We start from the raw sequence: 19,554 nt of genomic DNA, 5'->3' as shown, positions 1-19,554 counted from the left end.
ACTGGTGGAACCACCACCAGCCCTACCGCGCGCCTTGCCATCACGCCTTCTGGGGGCAACGCATCTCGCAAATTAAATGTTAACAGGCCCTAGGCAAAGGGATCGGAATGCAACCACCCGCTTCAGTCGTCGTGACTGGGCAGTGTCATTTGCCTGACGAATTGCTCCGGAGTGATCCGAGGCATACGGCCAGCGTGTGCTGCTGTGAAGTGCCGCAAGCCACTCCACAGGTCCTGATCGCCGATAAGGAAGCAGCGGTGCTTAGCGCGTGTGACTGCGACGTTGAGGAGGTTGGGCTTGTCTGACGCCCAACGGGCCGCCCCCGCCGTCCGTTGGTCACAACCCAGAACCAGCCAGACAATGCTTTCTTCCTTGCCCTGAAAGGTGTGTACAGTACCGATCCGCTCTTTGCACCAGTTGCGTAATTCTGTGATCTTGGGAGCTTGCGGGCCGTGGCCTGCGGCCGAGGCCCAGGCTTCACGCTGGCCCAGATGCTCGGACAATGCCATCTTGACGCGCTTGAACGGCGAGATGATGTAGACGGGCGGCAGCGTGCCAGTGCGCCTGTACAGCGCTAACAGCGCCTGTTGGACGAGTTCGATTTGGTTGGGTACGACCTGCTTGTCGCTCGTGGAACCAGGTGCCTGTACCCATGCACTGGAGCCAATATCCAGGCTGTCCGATGGCGGCAGCCATTTCGCTGGATCCTTTGGGGCGAAGAAGATCATCTTCCCCTCGTAGGCGATCTCGTTAGCGATTGAGAACATGGGGTCGACGCAGCGGCGATGCACGCGCAGCGGACTGCCGATCCACAAGCTCTTGCCGCCAGATCCCACCCGTACCCCGAGGCGGTTGGCCTCATCGGCAAGGACCTGGACGGAAGTCTTATCGGGCGAAACCTCCATGTCCTTAGGCAGAGAGCTTGTCTTCGCGAGTGCTTCGAGCAGTTTGATGGGAACTGTGAAGACCGGCTCGATCTGCAGCGGATCGCCGACGACCACCGCCCGCTGGGCGCGCAACAGCGCGCCGACCGCCGCTTGCGGCACTGCTTGGCCTGCTTCGTCGATGAACAGCCAGCCAATGGAGTTCGGGCCGAGATATCGGAATTGGCGCGCGAAGGAGGCGAAGGTACTGGAAACCACAGGCACGATCATGAACAGGCTGCGCCAGATCACGAGCGCGTCCTTTGGATCCTGTAGCCGCTTGCCATCCAGTAGGTGGCAAAGTGCCACAACGTTAGGTCCGAAACCAGCTCCATTCTGCAAGACCTCCGAGAGCCAGGCCTCGTGCAGCCTCAACGCTGCAACAAAGAGATCTGAGCGCTTCCCGTTGACAAGGTCGCTGTGCCACAAGCCCTTGATCTGCCAGTCTTCGTCATCAAGCTCGGCCAAGCGCGTGGGATGAGCAGCCTGAGGGAACTCCCGCCTTAGGTCCTGCATCTGCTTGACCTTGCTGGCCCATTCTTGCTTCCTCGTCTTCAATGCGGTCTCCGCCTTGGTGATGGCAGCGATCGTGCGGCTGACCTGTTGCCGGGCCGACTCGCGCAACGGCTCGGCCTCGTACTGTCGACGGATCCAGGTTGCCTGCTTGCTGCTGTTCTCGGCCAACTCCGCAGTGTGCTCGCGCATGAGCTGGCGATTGGTGAGGCGGGCCCACCAACCTGGCCGACGCTCCTCGATCAGCGCCTTTTCGGTCTTGAGCAACTCGATCTGGCGCTTGCACAGCCCCCACTCGTCGTCGTGCTGGGTGAACAACGAATCGGCCGCTGCATGGGCGCTGTTGGCTGCCTGGAGATCTTGAGCAGCGGCATCGCAGAACGCCTCGGCTGTCAAGCCTTCAAGTTCGAGAGAGAGCGCGGCGAAGCGGTCGAGTTGGGCTAGCGACTGGCTCACTGCAGCATCAGCCTCTATGAACAACCGTTTGGCTTCCGCGAAGGTGATTCCCGCGTACTTGGTCCGCCAATGCCAGAGAGACTGGTGACGAATCGGATCGAAGCCCTTGGGCGGCGTGTCTCCACGTTTAGGGCCAGCAGAGCTGATGCTGCGAACGAACGTATCTCGATTGCGTTTGTTGCCGAGTGCGCAACTGATCAGCCCCCAGGCATCTTCGTCCGACTTTGGGTGGTCATACGTACCCTTGCTGTTTCGTTCGAGCAGGTTGCGCGCCACCGGTTGCAGGTAGCTGAAGTTCGCATCGCCCTCAGCGCTGCGCCATCCCTTCTCGCCGGACTTGGCCGGCTGGCCGAGCGACTTGTTCTTAGGCAGGTCGCGCGAGATATTCTCCACTGCGGCGTTGTTCGACGAGGCCACCACCATCTCGAAGCCGACCAGCTCGTCTTTCAGTACGGAGATGTTGCAGGGCTTCTCTCCATCGAAGTTCACGCTCCGTTGACTGACGAAGGCCTCCCCGGAAGTTACGTAGCGCGATAACGCCCGGGCGCGCCGGACAATGTTCTCAGCGAAGACCTCGCGAAGCAGCGTGGTCTTGCCGGTTCCAGGGGGGCCGTTGACCGAGAAAATGCCGGGGCCTTGCAGTTGTTTAAAGATGCTATTGATCGCGAGCTGCTGCATGAGGCTCATTGCGTGAGCCGGGTTGCCTGGCCAGTGGCCGCTGTTGAGGTGCTTTGGTCGCAATTGCTCCGAGATGAGGCGCTGTCCCTGTGGCTCGTACAGATCTACTCGCTTGGCTTGCAGCAGCGGCGTCAGATAGGCTTGCAGTGGCACGCTGGCGGTGCCGTCCGCAAGTGCTCTGATGGCAGAGGCAATGTCCCCGGCGAAGAAACTGTTGAGGATGCTGATTTCGGTCTCGCCCGCCGGCTCGTCCTCGTCGTTGTCTTCCTCCGAGCCGATCGCGGCCGCAACTGGCTGGCCCGTTGCAGCCCCGTCTTCCGGTTTCGGCTTGTCTTCGACGCTTTTCGCCCTGATTACCAAGATTGGGTCTGAGGTATTACGGCTCGCGATGTCATGACCGGACCAGGCCGCCAGGACCTCCATCAACCGAAGTAGGTCCGCGGGACTGCATGGCGCCGTATCCCTGTCCTGGGCAGGCGCTGTCGCTCCCACGGAAGCGCGGAAGGTTTTCACATTACGCTTGAGCGATTCCAGGTCCTGTTGGAAGACCTCGAAGTCCAGGCCACCGAGGCCCTGGTGCACGATCCTACCCAGAGCCCACGGGACCGTCGAAACCGACAGGTCGTCAAGCAGCGGTGTTCCGTCGGCACGCATCTTGAGGCTGGCACAGCAGGTGAGTCCTTCCAGCTCGCCACGCTCGTCCTGTTCATAAGCTTCCAAATCGCTCAGGGCTTCGGCGACGACGCGACGCGTGACATCAGCGAGTTCGGCCTTGTCAAAAACGCCGAGGTATACATCGAATCCGCTGAGCCTACGCCCCTCTGGCACAGGCGCGGACCACAGAATCTGTGTCGACAGCCGTGCCAACTGGTCCTTCGAGAATAGCCTGACACTCCAGTCTGCGTCCTTAGCCTCCAGGATCTGACGCTGAAGGTCGTAGGGAATGAAAAATTCGATCTTGTGCCAAAAACTGAGAATCTGATGGTGGCTGGCCTGTGGCAAGCCTTGTCGTTTTTCTTGCAATTAACTCTCCCTTTCATTTTTTATTGCTCTGCGTAGCGGTGTAGAGTGGACTGTCGTGTGGCGTTGAGGAACACTAGTCACGTGCCACTCTTAGGTTGGCCAGTGCCCGGGCAAGTTGAACGAAAGCTGCCGATGATGACGAATCGAGAGCAGATATATCGTGTCTTTGATCTGCGCATACAGCAGCAGGTAGTCCGTCATCACGTACTCGTACAGTGCGCCGCCTTCGGTAATGGCGTTCAACTGTGCAGTCAGGCGTGCAATAGCGTTGCTTGTTTCCACTGAGCGGATGGGACGTTCCAGGAAGGATGAACCCATTGCGGGAAAACGTTCCAGATTGGGAATGACGATATCGGACAATGCGTCCAATAATGCATCGAAGGCTTGTGGTGCTTCGGCTTCTCGGAGGAACGCCTCGATTTCATCGAGATTGCGTTCGAAACTGGCGGTGAGCTTGACGGTGTGTCGGACTGTCACGGTATGAATCGGCCCGTTATCTGGAGGTGTTGCCGGTACGGCGTTGCCTGATGGCGGAGAGCGCGCTGCGGGCATCCTTGACCTGTCCTGCCGCTACGTCTGCCAAGCCTTTGCCGGCATCGGCAATCAACAGCAGGTGAATGTGCTCCCGCTCCAACTGATGATAGTAATCAAGCCGTTGTGCATCGATGATGGCAACGTAGCTTTCTCCGTTCTTTGTGACAATTTTTTCGGCGCCGGCCTTCACCTGGTCGGCTAGTTCGGACAGATTGGCCCGGGCTTGGGACAGGGGGATCACATCGCTTGCAGAGATAGACATGGAATGCTCCGAAGGCCTATAAATTGTGCTAAATAATGTACATCATACTGCATTTTCTTGTGTAATGAGCGCGAGAATGTTTTGCAGGGCGCCGACCTGACGGGGATAATGGCGCCCACCTCCTTTCAGCACCATTTTTAGAGTTCCCTCATGGAAATTAAAGTCAACTTCCTCGACAAGTTGCGTCTCGAAGCCAAGTTCGACGACTTCACCGTCATCGCCGACCAGCCCATCCGCTACAAGGGCGACGGCTCGGCGCCCGGTCCCTTCGATTACTTCCTGGCTTCGTCTGCACTGTGCGCGGCTTATTTCGTGAAGTTGTACTGCAATACGCGCAACATCCCGACCGAAAACATCCGCCTGTCGCAGAACAATATCGTCGACCCGGAAAACCGTTACCAGCAGACCTTCAAGATCCAGGTCGAATTGCCGGCCGATATTTCGGAAGCCGACCGCCGGGGCATCCTGCGTTCCATCGAGCGCTGTACCGTCAAGAAGGTGGTGCAGGAAGGCCCCGAGTTCGTCATTGAAGAAGTCGAGAATCTGGATGCCGATGCGCAGGCTCTGCTGACGGTGAAGCCGGACGGCGACGCCAGCACCTATATCCTGGGCAAGGACCTGCCGCTGGAGCAGACCATCGCCAATATGTCGGGCGTGCTGGCGGACCTGGGCATCAAGATCGAAATCGCCTCGTGGCGCAACATCATTCCCAATGTGTGGTCGCTGCATATCCGCGACGCACATTCGCCGATGTGTTTCACCAACGGCAAGGGAGCGACCAAGGAAAGCGCGCTGGCGTCGGCGCTGGGCGAGTACATCGAGCGCATCAGCAACAACCATTTCTACGCCGGCTCCTACTGGGGCGAAGACATCGCCAACGCCGAGTTCGTGCATTACCCGAACGAGCGCTGGTTCAAGCCGGGCCGCAAGGATGCGCTGCCGAAAGAGATCCTCGACAAGTACTGCCTCGATATCTACAACCCGGACGGCGAGCTGCGCGCCTCGCACCTGGTCGACACTAATTCCGGCAATGCCGAGCGCGGCATCTGCTCGCTGCCGTATGTGCGGCAGTCGGATGGCGAAACGGTGTATTTCCCGTCCAACCTGATCGAAAACCTGTTCGTCAGCAACGGCATGAGCGCCGGCAATACGCTGGCCGAAGCGCAGGTGCAATGCCTGTCCGAAATCTTCGAGCGGGCGGTCAAGCGTGAAATCCTGGAAGGCGAAATCGCCTTGCCCGACGTGCCGCAAGAGGTGCTGGCGAAATATCCCGGCATTGTGGCCGGGATCCAGGGGCTGGAAGAGCAGGGCTTCCCGGTGCTGGTCAAGGACGCGTCGCTGGGCGGGACTTATCCGGTGATGTGCGTGACCCTGATGAACCCGCGCACCGGCGGCGTCTTTGCCTCGTTCGGCGCGCATCCCAGCTTCGAGGTGGCGCTGGAGCGCAGCCTGACGGAATTGCTGCAGGGACGCAGCTTCGAAGGCCTGAACGATTTGCCGCAGCCGACCTTCGAAAGCAACGCGGTGACCGAGCCCAACAACTTCGTCGAGCATTTCATCGATTCCAGCGGCATCGTGTCGTGGCGCTTTTTCAGCGCAAAGGCGGATTTCGAATTTGTCGAATGGGATTTTTCCGGCAGGGGGGAAAACTCCAATGCCGACGAAGCGGCCGCCTTGTTCGGCATTCTCGCGGACCTCGGCAAGGAAGCCTACGTGGCGGTGTACGACCAGTTGGGCGCAACGGCCTGCCGGATACTGGTGCCGGGCTATTCCGAGATTTATCCGATCGAGGACCTAATCTGGGACAACACCAACAAGGCGCTGCTGTTCCGCGCCGATATCCTGAACCTGCATCGCCTGGACGACGCCAGCCTGGCTGCGCTGCTGGATCGCCTGGAAAACAATGAGCTGGACGAGTATTCGGACATCGCGACCTTGATCGGCATAGAGTTCGACGAAAACACCGAGTGGGGACAGTTGACGGTGCTTGAGCTGAAGCTGCTGATCCGCCTGGCCTTGAAGCAGTACGAGGAGGCGCATGAACTGGTCGGCGCCTTCCTGCAGTACAACGACAATACGGTCGAGCGCGGCTTGTTCTACCAGGCCTTGAACGTGGTGCTGGAGGTGCTGCTCGACGAGGAACTGGAACTGGCAGATTACGAAGCCAACTTCCGCCGCATGTTCGGCAATGAACGGATGGATGCGGTCATCGGCTCAGTGGACGGCAGCGTGCGTTTCTACGGGCTGACGCCGACCAGCATGAAACTGGAAGGGCTGGACCGACACCACCGTCTGCTCGACAGCTACCGGAAGCTGCACAAGGCGCGGGCCAAGGCGGCAGGCGTAAAGAACTGATTGTGCGTTACCCGGAGCGGGCGGACAAGTCAGGCCGCCCGTTCCACGATCACATAGTGCTTGCGCACCGGCTCCACGACTTCAAAGACGCCCTTGAAGCCGCCGGGGATCACCAAAGCATCGCCCGGGCCGGCTTCCGCGGCATGGCCTTGCTCGTCGATGACGCGGCAGCGGCCTTCCAGCACGTAGAAATATTCATCCTTGTTGGGCGCGAAGGCGATGCGCCAGCTGCCTTTCTCGCAGGCCCAGATGCCGGCGCTGACTTCGCCGCTGGCGTTGGTGAAGTGGTTCCAGGTGGTGCGTTTGGGATTGCCATCCAGCCTGCGTTCTTCGCGCGGATGATCGTATTCTGGCGTTGGCGTTTGTTGGCGAAATTCAGTGATGGCAGGCATGTTCATGGCACAGGCAGCGGAAACAGGCCAGCAGTGTAACAGGAGCGGCATACCGGACGCCGGGGCGCTATAATGACGCTCTCGGTCGATCGGGAAAATTTCCTGAAATATCAGGTATTTACACAATCATTTTCATCGGCGCACCAGCCCCTTTCCGCAGCAATATCGTGACCTACAGCATCAAAGAAATCTTCTATACCTTGCAAGGCGAGGGCGCCCACGCCGGCCGGCCGGCGGTGTTTTGCCGTTTTTCCGGCTGCAACCTGTGGACGGGCCGCGAAGAAGACCGCAACAAGGCGATTTGCCAATTCTGCGACACCGATTTCGTCGGCACCGACGGCGAGAACGGCGGCAAGTTCAAGTCGCCCGAGGAGTTGGCCGCGAAGATCGACAACCTGTGGCCGACCACCTATGCGCCCAGCAAGTACGTGGTCTTCACCGGCGGCGAGCCGCTGCTGCAACTGGATGGCCCGCTGATCGACGCCATGCACGCGGCCGGTTTCGAGATCGCCATCGAGACCAACGGCACCATTCCCGTGCCGCCGGGCGTGGACTGGATTTGCGTCAGCCCCAAGATGGGTTCCGAACTGAAGGTCACGCGCGGCAGCGAACTGAAGGTAGTGGTGCCGCAGCCCGGCCAGCCGCTGGCCGAGTACGAGAAGCTGGACTTCCAGAACTTCCTGCTGCAGCCCATGGACGGCCCCGACGCCGCCGCCAACACCCGACTGGCCATCGAAATGGTCAAGAACAACCCGAAGTGGAAACTGAGCATCCAGACGCACAAGCTGCTGAATATTCCCTGACGCTCCCCGACCTGATTACAATCGCTTATCGCTTGCCGGACATGCTTCGGCGGGCTTCTCATTGAAAATACAGATTCATGCTGACCATCACCCGCAAACTCGAATTCGACGCCGGCCACCGCATTCCCGACCACAAGAGCCAGTGCCGCAACCTGCACGGCCATCGCTATACGCTGGAAATCACGCTGACCGGCGCGGTGATCGATATCGAGGGCAATTCGGACAACGGCATGATCATGGACTTTTCCGACATCAAGTCGCTGGCCAAGGAACACCTGGTCGACGTCTGGGACCATGCCTTCCTGGTCTATGAAAAGGACACGCCGGTGCGAGATTTCCTGGCCAGCCTGCCGGGCCACAAGACAGTGGTCATCGACAGCATCCCGACCGTGGAAAACCTGGCCCGTGCGGCATTCAACATCCTCAAGGCGGCCTACAAGGACCGCTACGGCACCGGCCTGCACCTGCAAAAGCTGGTGCTGCATGAAACGCCCAATTGCTGGGCCGAAGTCACTGCCGACTGAGAGCGATGACCGATTTCACCCCAAGCGAAGACGACCTGCGCCACATGCGCGCCGCGCTCGACCAGGCCAATAACGCCTGGGCGCTGGGCGAGATTCCGGTGGGCGCGGTGGTGGTCAAGGACGGCGAGGTGATCGCCGCCGGCTTCAACCAGCCGATCGGCAAGCACGACCCGACCGCGCATGCCGAGATCATGGCGCTGCGCCGCGCGGCCGAAAAGCTGGGCAATTACCGTTTGCCAGGCTGCGAGCTGTATGTGACGCTGGAGCCTTGCGCCATGTGCTCGGGCGCGATGATGCATGCGCGCCTGGCGCGGGTGGTGTATGGCGCGACCGATCCCAAGACCGGCGCCTGCGGCTCGGTGCTCAACCTGTTCGAACAGGAAAAGCTGAACCACCATACCGAATTGCAGGGCGGCGTGATGGCCGAAGAATGCGGCCAACTGCTGAAGGATTTTTTCGCCATGCGGCGCGAGCAGGTGAAGCAGCAGCGGCTGCTGGACGCGGCGAATGGACAAACCGATGACGAAAGCGAACAGCAATGACAGAGGCAGCAGCGGCCGCCGGCCGTGAACTTCTCGATGGATTGGTGCCGGCCGGCACCGGCGTGGCGATCGTCGCGCCGTGCGGCCATGCGGTCGATCCGGCAAATGTGGAGCGAGGCGTGGCGCTGCTGGAGTCGCTGGGTTGCCGTGTGCGCAATTTCTACCGTCATGAGGCGCGCTTCCAGCGTTTCGGCGCTACCGATGCGCAGCGCGCCGCGCAACTGATGGAGGCCGCGGCCGATCCTGATATCGATGTGCTGCTGTGCCTGCGCGGCTCCTACGGCATGAGCCGCATCCTGCCGGCGCTGGATATTCCGGCGCTGGCGGCCAGCGGCAAGTTGCTGGTCGGCTACAGCGACGTCACCGCCTTGCAGTTCGCCTTGCTGAAGCAAGCCGGCATGGCCGGTTTCCAGGGGCCGATGCTGGCCGGGGACTTCGGCGCCGAGCAGCCGAACTGGCAGGCGCTGGCGACGTTCTGGAAGACGCTGGCTTCGCCGCAGGTGGAAGTGCGCAACTACACCGGCCCGGCCGGCGCCGAGCGCGCGCCCAACGGCGACCGCCGGACCGACCCGCACAGCCCTGTCGTGCAATGCGAGGGCAAGCTGTGGGGCGGCAACCTGGCGATGGTGGCGCACATGATCGGCAGCCCTTGGTTCCCGCAGGTCGACGGCGGCATCCTGTTTCTGGAAGACATCAACGAGCATCCGTTCCGCGTCGAGCGCATGATGCTGCAACTGGAGCAGGCCGGCGTGCTGGCGCGGCAAAAGGCGATCGTGCTGGGCGATTTCTCCGGCTACCGGCTGGGCGAGGTCGACAATGGCTACGACTTCGGCGAGATGCTGGCCTTTTTGCGTCACCGCATCGCCGCGCCTATCGTCACCGGCCTGCCGTTCGGCCACGTGCGCGACCTGGTGACGCTGCCGGTAGGCGCGCATGCGGCGCTGGACGCGCGCGGCGCGGAAGGATTCACGCTGACGCTGTCGGGTTATCCGACGCTGCGCCGGCGTTGATTTTTACTGCTCCTTGATCTCGACCTTCACCGCATCCTTTTCCACGGTGATCTTGCCCGGCTCGAAACGCTTGCCGTTCATCTGCAGCTGTTCGGGCGTGAAGGTGTAGACCGCATAGTCGCGCAGCAGCTTGTCGGCGGCGGCGTTGCCCAGCGCGCTCAACTGCTGGCCGTATTGCGGCGGCAGGTCTTGCGAATCGACGTTTTCCACCTTGGGCGCATCCAGCCGCAGCGAACGCGTGGCGGGATCGTACTTGAAGCCGCTGCTCATGGTCAGCGCCGCATTGACCGGTTTGGCGAACAGCAGCGGATTGGCGATCTGCGCATCGACCACGGTGGTCAGGCGGTTCTTGTCCGGATCCATGCCCAGCCGCGGGTTGCTCAGCGTGACCTCGAAAATCTCCATATAGCGCAGCTTGCGCGGAAACTGCGGCGCGATTGCCGTCTCCAATTCCTTTTTGGAGACGCTGTATTCGTTGGTCCAGACGTTGTAGGCGGCATGGGCCCCCGTGGCCGAGCACAAGCCGAAGGCGAGGGCGGCGGCCCAATGGCGGCTGGGCAGGTTTTTTGCTAGCTTCATATGATCCGTGGCGTTGGCTGCGAAGCCCATTGGAGCGCTACAGCCGGTTAAAAATCCCGGTCATTGTAGTTCAGGCAAGATCGGCGGCATGCATCGCCTTTGCCGCAGGGAAAGAAAGCGGCGTCATCCGGCCCGCAAGTCAAGCCGGGGCGCGCCCACAATGGTAAAATGCAAGGTTTCGCGCGCCCTGCGGCAAGATTTCCATGGCCGCCGCGCGCAGGTTTCATTTTTGAAAAGGTTTCCGCAGTGCTATCCACCGCTAACATCACCATGCAGTTCGGCGCCAAGCCGTTGTTCGAGAACATCTCCGTCAAGTTCGGCGACGGCAACCGCTATGGCCTCATCGGCGCCAACGGTTGCGGCAAGTCGACCTTCATGAAGATCCTCGGCGGCGACCTCGAACCTTCGGCCGGCAACGTCAGCCTGGACGTCAACGAACGCCTGGGCAAGCTGCGCCAGGACCAGTTCGCCTATGAAGAAATGCGCGTGCTGGACGTGGTGATGATGGGCCACGTCGAGATGTGGGCGGCGATGTCCGAACGCGATGCGATCTACGCCAATCCGGAAGCCACCGACGACGACTACATGAAGGCCGCCGACCTGGAGGCCAAGTTCGCCGAGTACGACGGCTACACCGCCGAAGCGCGCGCCGGCGAGCTGCTGCTGGGCGTGGGCGTGCCCATCGAACAGCACAACGGCCCGATGAGCAACGTCGCGCCCGGCTGGAAGCTGCGTGTGCTGCTGGCGCAGGCGCTGTTCTCCAATCCCGACATCCTGCTGCTGGACGAACCGACCAACAACCTGGACATCGACACCATCCGCTGGCTGGAAAACGTGCTCAACGAGCGCAATTCCACCATGATCATCATTTCCCACGACCGCCACTTCCTGAACCAGGTCTGCACCCACATGGCCGACATGGACTACGGCACGCTGAAGATCTACCCGGGCAACTACGACGACTACATGCTGGCTTCGTCGCAGGCGCGCGCGCAGCAAATGGCGGCCAACGCCAAGGCCAAGGAAAAGGTCGCCGAACTGCAGGACTTCGTGCGCCGCTTCTCGGCCAACAAGTCCAAGGCGCGCCAGGCGACTTCGCGCGCCAAGCAGATCGACAAGATCAAGGTCGAGGACGTCAAGCCGTCGTCCCGCGTGAACCCCTTCATCCGCTTCGAAGGCGAGAAGAAGCTGCACCGCCTGGCGGTGGAGACGCAAGGCATTTCCAAGACCTACGACCGCGACATCTTCAAGAACTTCAGCATCATGGTCGAAGCCGGCGAGAAGATCGCCATCATCGGCGCCAACGGCGCCGGCAAGACGACCCTGCTGCGCAGCATCGGCGGCGACGTGGCCGGCCTGCATCCGGATTCCGGCGTGGTCAAGTGGGCCGAGAACGCCAACGTCGGCTACATGCCGCAAGACCCGACCGAGGAATTCGCCAAGGGCGAGACCCTGACCGACTGGATGGGCATGTGGACGCAAGAGGGTGATGACGACCAGGCCGTGCGCGGCATCCTGGGCCGCCTGCTGTTCTCCGGCGACGACGTCAAGAAGTCGGTCAAGGTGCTGTCCGGCGGTGAAAAGGGCCGCATGATGTACGGCAAGCTGATGCTGGGCCGCCACAACGTGCTGCTGATGGACGAGCCGACCAACCACATGGACATGGAGTCCATCGAATCGCTCAACATCGCGCTGGAAAAATACGCCGGCACGCTGATCTTCGTGTCGCACGACCGCGAATTCGTGTCCTCGCTGGCGACCCGCATCCTGGAGGTGAAGGATGGCAAGATCATCGACTTCCAGGGCAACTACGAAGACTACCTGGCCAGCCAGGGCATCGAATAATCCGTATAACCCGCGCACAGCCAACCCACCGTCATGCAAGCAATAGCAACCAAGGTCGTCGAATTCGAGCGGCCGCAAATGGAGACCGGCGGAAGTTGTACCGCCAATGCCTGGGCCAAGGTGCCGCCGACGCCCAGCGCAGAAGAGCGCGCCAGCCTCAAGGCGCGCATCCGGCAACTGCTCAAGGAAAAGGAAGCGGTGCTGGTGTCGCACTACTATGTCGACGCCGACCTGCAGGACCTGGCCGAAGAAACCGGCGGCTGCGTGTCCGATTCGCTGGAGATGGCGCGCTTCGGGCGCGACCATCCGGCCAAGACGCTGGTCGTGGCCGGCGTGCGCTTCATGGGCGAGACCGCCAAGATCCTGAGCCCGGAAAAGCGCATCCTGATGCCTGACCTGGACGCCACCTGCTCGCTCGACCTGGGCTGCGCGCCGGACGAATTCGCCGCCTTCTGCGACCAGCACCCGGACCGCACCGTGGTGGTCTACGCCAATACCAGCGCCGCCGTGAAGGCGCGCGCCGACTGGATGGTGACCTCGTCCATCGGACTGGAGATCGTGCAGCACCTGCATGCGCAGGGCAAGAAGATCCTGTGGGCGCCGGACAAGCACCTGGGCAGCTACATCCAGAAACAGACCGGCGCCGACATGCTGCTGTGGCAAGGCTCCTGCCTGGTGCACGACGAGTTTAAGGGCGTTGAACTGGAACTGATGCGCGCCGAGCATCCCGAGGCCCTGGTGCTGGTGCACCCGGAGTCGCCCGAGGCGGTGGTGGCGCAGGCCGATGTGATCGGCTCGACCTCGCAGCTGATCGCCGCCGTGCAGGCTTCCGACGCGCCGTCGTTCATCGTCGCCACCGACAACGGCATCCTGCACAAGATGCGCCTGGCCGCGCCCGGAAAGCTGTTCATCGACGCGCCGACCGCCGGCAACAGCGCCACCTGCAAGAGCTGCGCGCATTGCCCCTGGATGGCGATGAACGGTTTGCAGAACCTGCTGCACGTGCTGGAAACCGGCGCCAATGAGATCCACGTCGATCCCGCCGTCGGCAGGCAGGCCGTGGTGTGCATCGACCGCATGCTGGACTTCGCCGCCAGCAAGAAAGCCAAGGCGCTGCCCACGGGCCGCCTTGAAGACGAGCAGAAACTGTTTGCAGGAATCGGCCCAGCATGACACTCCACGCCATCAAAACCAGCCCCAGCAGCATCAGCGCCACCAGCAACCTGAAGAATCCCTTCGCGCCGTTCGACGCCGCGCTCAACGCCGCCTTCGACGCCAACGTCAACCAGGCTATCGCCGAGGATGTGGGTGACGGCGACTACACCGGCTTGCTGGTGCCCGAGAACGAATTCGTCAAGGCGCGCGTGATCGTGCGCGAAACCGCCGTGCTGTGCGGGGCGCCCTGGTTCGAAGCGGTCATGACCCGGCTCGACCCGCGCCTGCAGATCAACTGGCGCTACGCCGAAGGCGAACTGATGCAGCCCGATACCGAGGTCTGCGCCATCGAAGGCCCGGCGCGCGCCTTGCTGACCGCCGAACGCGGCGCGTTGAATTTCCTGCAGTTGCTGTCGGGCGTGGCCACCGCCACCCGGCGCTATGTCGATGTGGTGGCCGGCACCAAGGCCAGCATCCTCGACACCCGCAAGACCTTGCCCGGCCTGCGCCTGGCGCAGAAGTACGCGGTCCGAGTGGGCGGCGGCGCCAACCAGCGGCTGGCGCTGTACGACGGCATCCTGATCAAGGAAAACCACATCGCCGCCGCCGGCGGCATCACCGCCGCGATGGACGCCGCGCAGAAGATCGATGCCGGCGTGAGCATCCAGGTCGAGGTGGAGAGCATCGCCGAACTGCAAGAGGCGCTGGCCGCCGGCGCGGTGTCGATCCTGCTCGACAATTTCTCGCTGGAGATGATGCGCGAAGCGGTCGCCGTCAATGCCGGGCGCGCCGTGCTGGAGGCTTCCGGCGGCATCAACATGGAGACCGTGCGCGAGATCGCCGAAACCGGCGTGGACCGCATTTCCATCGGCAGCCTGACCAAGGACATCCGCGCGGCGGACTTTTCGTTGCGGGTGCTTGGCTGAGCAAGCGGATATCCGCGCTTCCGAAAAACGCCGCGCCTGTCGCGGCGTTTTTTATTGAGCGTTGCCGGTGCGATCCCATGAAACGAGCTGATAGAATGGCCGGCAATGTCGCGGCCGAGACCGCGCACCGCGCTGGCACCGTTGCCGTCATGTCGGGGGGGATTCCACTGTGAAATCAAATAATCTTGCTGCGCCATTGGTGTGGGCCGCCGTCTATTTCCTGTTCGGCTTCGCCTCGCATGAACTCAATGGAGCGTTCATCGCCAGCGGCTATATCTGGCTGCCGGCCGGCATCACCGTCGGCGCATTGCTGCTGACGCCGACGGCGCGCTGGTTCCCGCTGCTGGTGCTGCTGGTGGCGGCCCAGGTGCTGCTGGGCTGGGTCGAGCAGCGCGAGCTGTGGCGCATGATGCTGTTTTCGCTGGACGAGATCGGCGTGGCCGCCATCGCCGTGTGGCTGGTGCAGCGCGCGCCGTTCCCGATGGAGGGCTTGTATTTCGTGCGCGGCCTGCTGATGGTCGGGGTCGGCGCCAGCGTGGTCAGCGGCCTGTTCGGCGCGGCCTGGTTCCACTTGACGCAGGGCTTGTCGTTCTGGGGAACCTTGCGCATCTGGTCGCTCTCCGACCTGGTCGGCATCCTGATCATGACGCCGGTTCTGGCCGGCTGGTCGCAGTTCCGCGCCACCCGTTCCGGCGGCATCGCCCGCACCGAGTTCCTGCTGGGTCTGGCGTCCTTCGTCGCCATGGTCGGTTCGGCCTATCTGGCCTTTGACAGTGACATCGACCGCGTGGTGTTCGATGTCGAATTTTCCACCACCTATGTGCCGCTGTTCTTCATCGCGCTGGTGACCCTGCTGTGGGGCGGGCGCGGCGGTTCGTTGTCGGTGGCGGTGCTGTCGCTGATGGCCTTCGTCTACAACTCGCTGGGGCACGGCCCCTTCGTCGAACTGGTGCAGCTGCATTCCAGCAACGCCTTGCTGGAGCTGCAGATCTATCTGGCGGTGGCGTCGTTGCTGTCGCTGCTCATCAGTGCGCTCAAGACCACCCGCGAGCAATTGCACGAGGACGTCGCGCGCTGGAAGAACGAGGTCGAGCTGTCGCTGTCGGCCAGCCGCCAGTTAGCTTATACGATCGACCCGCAGCGGCTTTCCTTCACCTGGAGCGGCGACGTCGAGGCGCTGCTGGGCGTCCCGGCGGCGCAGTTGCACACGCTCGACCAGGTGCTCAGGCTGGTCGCGCCGCTGGACCAGGCGCGCCTGCGCCAGCGCTGGCTGGATGGCGGCGACGGCGACGAACGCGCCGACATGCCGTTCCACCTGCAGGCCGGCGGCGCGGCCGTGCTCGATATCAGCCGCAGCCTGCTGGATGCCGAAGACCGCCTGGCGATCGTGGCCGGGGTCTGGCGTTTCGCCGACAAGGCGCAAGACACCGCCCAAGACCGGGGCGCGTGATGAGCGGCCCCGGCTCTGTCGGCGCCTTGCTCATCCATGGGCTGGGCGGCACCCAGTACGATCTGGGTTCGCTGCAGAAGATCCTGAAGAAGGCAGGGGTGGAAACGCACGCCATTACCCTGGCCGGGCACGGCACCGTGCCGGAGGATCTGATAGGCGTGCGCGCCGAGCAATGGATCGATGCCGTGGTGGAGCAATACCGCGAGCTGCAGCCGCAATACGGCCAGCTCCATATCATGGGCATGTGCATGGGCGCGCTGGTGGCGCTGGCGCTGGCCGAGCGCGTGCAGCACGGCGCGGCCCAGGGCCGGCTGGTGACGCTGGCGCCGCCGATCTATCTGGACGGCTGGTCCACGCCCTGGTACGCCGGGCTGCGCCGGCTGTTCTATTTCATCCCCGGCGTTGCCGCGCGCATGAAGGTGGAGGAGGGCGAGCCTTACGGCATCAAGAACACGCTGGTGCGCGCCGTGGTGAAAGCCAAGTTCGAGCGCGGCGACAATTTCCATTACCGCTGGGTGCCGCTGAGCTGCGTGCGGCAGGTCGACCGCCTGCGCGCCTGGGCCATGGGCCGCGCCCGCAACATCAAGGCACCCACGCTGGTAGTGCATGCGAGGGAAGATGAATTGACCAGCCTGCGCTCGGCCGATTTCCTCAAGGAGCAGATCGCCGATGCGCGCGTGGTGGTGCTGGAAAACAGCTACCACATGATTTGCGTGGACAACGACCGCGACCAGGTGGCCAACAGCATCCTGGAATTCTTCGGCTTCCCGCCGCAGGAGTTCCGTCCGCGCCGGCGCGAACGCGGGGCCGCCGGAGAGCCTGCGCCGCAAGACTGAGACGCAGGCAGGGCCGGATCAGAACACCCGGCCCAACTGCATATACACGTTCCATACCCCGCGCTGGCCCACGGCCACGCCGAAGTAGATCGGCCCGACCGCGCTGCTGCCGCCCACGAAGACGCTGGCGCTGGTCTTGTAGGGGCCGTCGCCGAAATTCTCCTTGTTCTGCCAGACGTTGCCCGCTTCCAGGCTGGTGCCCAGCACCGGATTGCGCAGGCCGGCCAGGCTGTACTGGTTGAGGTCGCGCAGCCAGGTCAGGCGGCCATAGAGCAGATAGTTGCCGGAGAACTGGTCAGGCGCGTAGGCCGACAGGCGCTGGAAGCCGCCCAGCGTGAAGCCGATGCCGTTGCTGCCCAGGCTGGCGTCGTTGGAGGACAAGCTGCGCGCGCCCTCCAGCGCGATGTTGATGGTGTTGAGTCCGCTGCCGAAGGCCCACAGCCCCTTGGCCTGGATGTCCGAATAGCGCGTATCGTTGCCGCCCAAACCGTGGTTGAGCTCGGCATAGGCGTAGTAGCCCTTGCGCGGGAACAGCACGTCGTCGAGCTGGTCGATGGTCACGCGCATGCGGGCCGTCGGCTGGCTGTCGCTGCCGCTGGGAAAGCCCTGGCCGTCGGGAAGCGGATAGTCGTAGTTGGGCGAGTAGCGCTGGTGACGGTAGTTCACGCCCAGCCGCACCTCGCCCAGGCGCGCCAGCGGCAATCCCAGGTCGACACCGACCAGGGCGGTGTCGATGCGATATTCGTTGACCGGCGATGCCTTCACATCGCTGCCGTCGGGATACAGGTCCAGATTGCGGCGGCTGAGCTCCAGGTAGGGGGCGATATAGGCCCCGGTGTTGCCCCAGATCGGCTGGCGCAATTCGCTTTGCAGGCTCAGGCGCGTATTGCCCAGCACCAGGTCGTTGCGCCATTCGAGCCCGCTGGCGTTGATCCAGGGATAGCGGTGGCCGATCTGCAGGTTGTAGCTGCCGCGGCCGTTGAAGCTGTTGGACAGGCCCAGGCCGAACAGCAGGTATTGCGGCCCCCAGGATTTCTCTTCGGCGTCGACCACCAGCACGTTGCGGCCGTCGCGCGTGACGATTTCCTGCGTCACGCCGTTGAAATCGCCATTGGTCGACAGCGCCGACAACTGGCGGTTGAGTTCGGCGCCGTCGTAGAGGTCGCCTTCCTTTACCGCCAGCTTGCTGCGCACGTAGCTGGCGGGGATGCGCTTGCCGCTGTGCACCTCGATGGCGTCGATGCGCGTGCCTTTGGCCAGCGCGCTGCCGTCGTGCGCGCGTTCGGCAAGATAGGCTTGCCATTGCGACGGGGGCAGCGACAGCCCGGTCAGGCGCAGGCTCTGCTGCTGCGCGGCATCCCAGCCGGCGTTGATGCCGTCCTTTCCGCGCGCGAAATCGGTCAGGGAGATGTTGCCCAACTGCGGCTCGATCAGGATGTCGCCCCGGCCCAGCAATGCCTTTTGCGCCTGCACGTTCTGCTGGATCAGGATGCCCACCATCTGCTGCGCCACCGCGGTGGGCGATTGCAGTTGCGCCGCATCCTGCAGCGGCGTGGCGATGTTGACCGCGATGATCACGTCGGCGCCCATCTCGCGCGCCGTCTGCACCGGCAGGTTGCTGACCAGGCCGCCATCGACCAGGATGCGCTGCCCCACGCGAAACGGCGCGAACAGCCCCGGCACCGCCATGCTGGCGCGCATGGCGCGCGGCAGCGAGCCTTCCTTCATCTCGACCTTGGCGCCGTCGCTGAGGTCGGTCGCCACCGCGCGGAACGGGATCGGCAGCCTGGCGAAATCGATATTGGCCGGTAATTGCGCGGTCCAGTTCTGCAGCAGCGTCAGCAGGTTGTTGCCCTGGACCAGGCCGGGCGCGAGCTTGAGCTTGCCGTCGTCGTAGCCGGCCGAAATCGAGATCGGGTATTGGAATTCGTCCTCGCGCTGCGATTGCGGCAGGTGCGCGCGGTCGTTGCGGTCGAAGGCGATGTCGGAGAGATTGGTGGTGGCCAGGCGGCGCTCCAGCTCGTCGGCCGACAGCCCGCTGGCGTACAGGCCGCCGATCAGCGCGCCCATGCTGGTGCCGGCGATGCAGTCGACCGGCACGTGCAGCTTTTCCAGGTATTGCAGTACGCCCAGGTGAGCATAGCCGCGCGCGCCGCCGCCGGAGAGTACCAGGCACACGCGGGGACGCTTTGTATTGGCTGTCGTCGGCGATGCGATGGATTCCTCGGCGCGCGCCGGAAGGGAAAGGCTTATCGCCATGGCCAGTACGGCGGCAATCGGGATAGGAGAGAGGCGCAGGCGATGGCGCAGGAAGGCAGAGAAAGACCGTTGCACGGCAGGCGTTCCGCAATGAAATCGATGGCGGATATTACACCAGCGCAAGGCCGGAGCGGCAATCGGGAAGAGAGAAAAGCGGCGCCGGAAAATCAGGAGTAGTAAGCCCCGCTGGGCGCTTCGGCCAGGAATTGCTTGGCCTGGCGTATGCTTTCCGGCGACACATGGGACAGCGATTCGCGATGGGCTTCAATGCTGTCCCAGATCTCGACGATCACGATACGCGACGGATCGGCATGGTCCTGCAGCAATTCGCAGGACTGGCAGCCGGCCGAGGCGCGGATCTCGGGCAGGATACCCGTCAGGAAGTCCTTCAGGTCGGCGGCGTGGTGTTCACGCGCGCGGAAGGTATTGATGCGGGTGATGCTCATGATGATCTCCCCGGAGCCGGACGGCCAGGCTCCTGAGGGAAAT

Annotated in this window: 17 protein-coding genes; 10 read left to right on the top strand and 7 right to left on the bottom strand. The window is 62.8% G+C overall.

Features of this window, described 5'->3' with window-relative positions:
• Positions 1–122: 122 nt before the first annotated feature.
• The 3 genes from J7548_RS03315 to J7548_RS03305 all read right to left on the bottom strand — a co-directional run bounded on the left by J7548_RS03315 (position 123) and on the right by J7548_RS03305 (position 4,389).
• A complete protein-coding gene (locus J7548_RS03315) occupies positions 123–3,593 on the bottom strand; it encodes an AAA domain-containing protein (RefSeq protein WP_290970271.1) in 3,471 nt (1,156 codons plus the stop codon).
• A gap of 90 nt (positions 3,594–3,683) precedes the next feature.
• Complete coding sequence (locus tag J7548_RS03310; protein ID WP_290970268.1) at positions 3,684–4,070, bottom strand: type II toxin-antitoxin system RelE/ParE family toxin; 387 nt, start codon at positions 4,068–4,070, stop codon at positions 3,684–3,686.
• A gap of 16 nt (positions 4,071–4,086) precedes the next feature.
• The gene (locus J7548_RS03305; protein WP_290970265.1) at positions 4,087–4,389 is read right to left on the bottom strand and encodes a type II toxin-antitoxin system Phd/YefM family antitoxin; all 303 of its coding nucleotides are present in this window, start codon (positions 4,387–4,389) and stop codon (positions 4,087–4,089) included.
• 150 nt (positions 4,390–4,539) lie between these two features.
• Here J7548_RS03305 and J7548_RS03300 point away from each other — a divergent pair, with 150 nt between their 5' ends.
• Positions 4,540–6,744 carry an OsmC domain/YcaO domain-containing protein gene (locus J7548_RS03300; protein ID WP_290970262.1) on the top strand — a complete coding sequence of 735 codons (2,205 nt, stop codon included), beginning with the start codon at positions 4,540–4,542 and terminating at the stop codon, positions 6,742–6,744.
• A 29-nt stretch (positions 6,745–6,773) separates the two neighbouring features.
• Here J7548_RS03300 and J7548_RS03295 read toward each other — a convergent pair whose 3' ends face one another.
• Positions 6,774–7,136 (bottom strand): cupin domain-containing protein, encoded by a 363-nt coding sequence (locus J7548_RS03295; RefSeq protein ID WP_290970260.1) that lies wholly within the window; start codon positions 7,134–7,136, stop codon positions 6,774–6,776.
• A gap of 167 nt (positions 7,137–7,303) precedes the next feature.
• Between J7548_RS03295 and queE the strand changes: the two genes are divergently transcribed.
• The 4 genes from queE (at position 7,304) to ldcA (ending at position 10,015) form a co-directional block, all read left to right on the top strand.
• Positions 7,304–7,939 (top strand): 7-carboxy-7-deazaguanine synthase, encoded by a 636-nt coding sequence (queE, locus tag J7548_RS03290; protein ID WP_290970259.1) that lies wholly within the window; start codon positions 7,304–7,306, stop codon positions 7,937–7,939.
• 77 nt (positions 7,940–8,016) lie between these two features.
• A complete protein-coding gene (gene queD, locus J7548_RS03285; protein ID WP_050466852.1) occupies positions 8,017–8,463 on the top strand; it encodes a 6-carboxytetrahydropterin synthase QueD in 447 nt (148 codons plus the stop codon).
• Positions 8,464–8,468: 5 nt separating this feature from the next.
• Positions 8,469–9,005, top strand: coding sequence for a tRNA adenosine(34) deaminase TadA (tadA, locus tag J7548_RS03280; RefSeq protein ID WP_290970247.1), 537 nt, complete (start codon positions 8,469–8,471; stop codon positions 9,003–9,005).
• Complete coding sequence (gene ldcA / locus J7548_RS03275) at positions 9,002–10,015, top strand: muramoyltetrapeptide carboxypeptidase (RefSeq protein ID WP_290970245.1); 1,014 nt, start codon at positions 9,002–9,004, stop codon at positions 10,013–10,015. The genes tadA and ldcA overlap by 4 nt, the downstream gene beginning before the upstream one ends.
• Before the next feature lie 3 nt (positions 10,016–10,018).
• Here ldcA and J7548_RS03270 read toward each other — a convergent pair whose 3' ends face one another.
• Positions 10,019–10,594: a DUF1439 domain-containing protein gene (locus tag J7548_RS03270; RefSeq protein ID WP_290970244.1), complete on the bottom strand. Its 576-nt coding sequence runs from the start codon at positions 10,592–10,594 to the stop codon at positions 10,019–10,021.
• 246 nt (positions 10,595–10,840) lie between these two features.
• On the opposite strand from J7548_RS03270, the gene J7548_RS03265 reads away from it, so the two are divergent.
• From J7548_RS03265 to J7548_RS03245, 5 genes are all read left to right on the top strand, one after another.
• Complete coding sequence (locus tag J7548_RS03265; protein ID WP_290970243.1) at positions 10,841–12,439, top strand: ABC-F family ATPase; 1,599 nt, start codon at positions 10,841–10,843, stop codon at positions 12,437–12,439.
• Positions 12,440–12,472: 33 nt separating this feature from the next.
• Positions 12,473–13,612: a quinolinate synthase NadA gene (gene nadA / locus J7548_RS03260; RefSeq protein ID WP_290970241.1), complete on the top strand. Its 1,140-nt coding sequence runs from the start codon at positions 12,473–12,475 to the stop codon at positions 13,610–13,612.
• A complete protein-coding gene (gene nadC, locus J7548_RS03255; RefSeq protein WP_290970238.1) occupies positions 13,609–14,520 on the top strand; it encodes a carboxylating nicotinate-nucleotide diphosphorylase in 912 nt (303 codons plus the stop codon). Before nadA ends, nadC begins: the two co-directional genes overlap by 4 nt.
• Positions 14,521–14,689: 169 nt before the next feature.
• Positions 14,690–15,970 carry an MASE1 domain-containing protein gene (locus J7548_RS03250; RefSeq protein ID WP_290970236.1) on the top strand — a complete coding sequence of 427 codons (1,281 nt, stop codon included), beginning with the start codon at positions 14,690–14,692 and terminating at the stop codon, positions 15,968–15,970.
• The gene (locus J7548_RS03245) at positions 15,970–16,806 is read left to right on the top strand and encodes an alpha/beta fold hydrolase (RefSeq protein ID WP_290970234.1); all 837 of its coding nucleotides are present in this window, start codon (positions 15,970–15,972) and stop codon (positions 16,804–16,806) included. Before J7548_RS03250 ends, J7548_RS03245 begins: the two co-directional genes overlap by 1 nt.
• A gap of 18 nt (positions 16,807–16,824) precedes the next feature.
• Here the strand turns inward: J7548_RS03245 and J7548_RS03240 are convergent, their stop codons facing one another.
• A complete protein-coding gene (locus J7548_RS03240; RefSeq protein ID WP_290971598.1) occupies positions 16,825–19,065 on the bottom strand; it encodes a patatin-like phospholipase family protein in 2,241 nt (746 codons plus the stop codon).
• A gap of 167 nt (positions 19,066–19,232) precedes the next feature.
• Complete coding sequence (locus J7548_RS03235) at positions 19,233–19,511, bottom strand: antibiotic biosynthesis monooxygenase (protein ID WP_290970231.1); 279 nt, start codon at positions 19,509–19,511, stop codon at positions 19,233–19,235.
• Positions 19,512–19,554 lie beyond the last annotated feature (43 nt).

The organism is Herbaspirillum sp., assembly GCF_017744395.1.
Taxonomy (GTDB): Bacteria; Pseudomonadota; Gammaproteobacteria; order Burkholderiales; family Burkholderiaceae_D; genus Herbaspirillum.
The sequence above is the reverse complement of the archived record's forward strand: the minus strand, read 5'-3'. Positions and strand labels throughout refer to the sequence as shown.